The following is a 1,120-nucleotide window of genomic DNA, read 5'->3' on the forward strand; positions in this document are numbered from 1 at the left end:
ATCATGACGCATGCGACGATTCCGGCTGAGCCGCGGGCCAGACTCGGGATTGGTGACGGGTTGGTGCGGCTGTCAGTGGGGGTTGAGGATGTTGAGGATCTGCGGGGGGATTTGTTGCAGGCTTTGGCTGGGATGTAAGTCTTGGGGTTTGATTCGAAATTGTCGAGGGGGCTGCTTCGCAGCCCAACGGGGCGGTGCGACGTTTCGCTAAATCCCCTCGCCACAGGGGTACAAGGGAGAACTGTGGAGAACGACAAAGCCCGCACGGGGCGGGCTTTGGTGTTTGAGTAGGCGGCCAGTGCTGGTCTCTGGCTTACAAGGTTTATCGGGAGTCTCACAGTACTGGACCAGGGTGAAAGTAACGGTCTCAGCTGCTTCACACGGCATAAGGGCTGGATCTCAGCGCGGAGATCTTTCTAACCGTGTACCCTTCGGAACGCGCCCCACGTCCCCTTGCTATCCGATTGCGCATCAGTCTGCGTCTTCGCCTACATCATTGAGCCTAGCAAAGCCTGCGCAAACCGGTTCAGTGTTTTTAGACGGATTTCTTTTTTGCGCGTGGCTGCAAGGAAGCGAAACGACTATCCCCTCACCCTTCGTCCTTCCGGCCAATGGCGGGCAAATGCCCATCTATACTGGTTCAGTTGCCTTTGCGGAGCCGTTCAAATCGTCGACACCCGTGCATCTCGATGGTGCGCCCGTGCCAATCGCCAATTAGCTAGACCCAAGCCAGTGAGCCGAACGCCTGTGATCGAATGGCAGGCATTGCTCAACTGCGTTGTGGCTGACGGGTCGTGGAGAAGATCATGAATCACAAGCTTTTGTCAGGCGTTGTATTCGCAGTAGCGGCAACGATGGTGGCTCCCGGAGTCTGGGCCGGACAGCCGCAAGCGGTGGCAGCGGATGGGTCGGATCATGTTGGGGCGGGTGCGGTTGCTGCGGACGGTTCTGATCATGTCGGCGCGAATGCGGTGGCCGCAGACGGCGCAGATCATGTCGGCGCGGGTGCTGTGGCTGCTGACGGCTCTGATCATGTCGGCGCGGGTGCGGTGGCAGCAGACGGCGCAGATCATGTCGGCGCGGGTGCTGTGGCTGCTGACGGCTCTGATCATGTCGGCGC

General features: G+C 59.6%; 2 protein-coding genes. Both read left to right on the top strand.

All coding sequences use genetic code 11. The features are described from left to right. On the top strand, positions 1-138 hold a 138-nt coding region (locus QMX93_RS30750; protein WP_282359341.1), incomplete at its 5' end, for a PLP-dependent transferase. 716 nt (positions 139-854) lie between these two features. Beyond that, positions 855-1,120: hypothetical protein (locus tag QMX93_RS30755; protein WP_282359342.1), on the top strand; the 266-nt coding region annotated here is incomplete at its 3' end.

The sequence above is a fragment of the Pseudomonas sp. PS01303 genome (assembly GCF_029959385.1).
GTDB lineage: Bacteria > Pseudomonadota > Gammaproteobacteria > Pseudomonadales > Pseudomonadaceae > Aquipseudomonas > Aquipseudomonas rustica.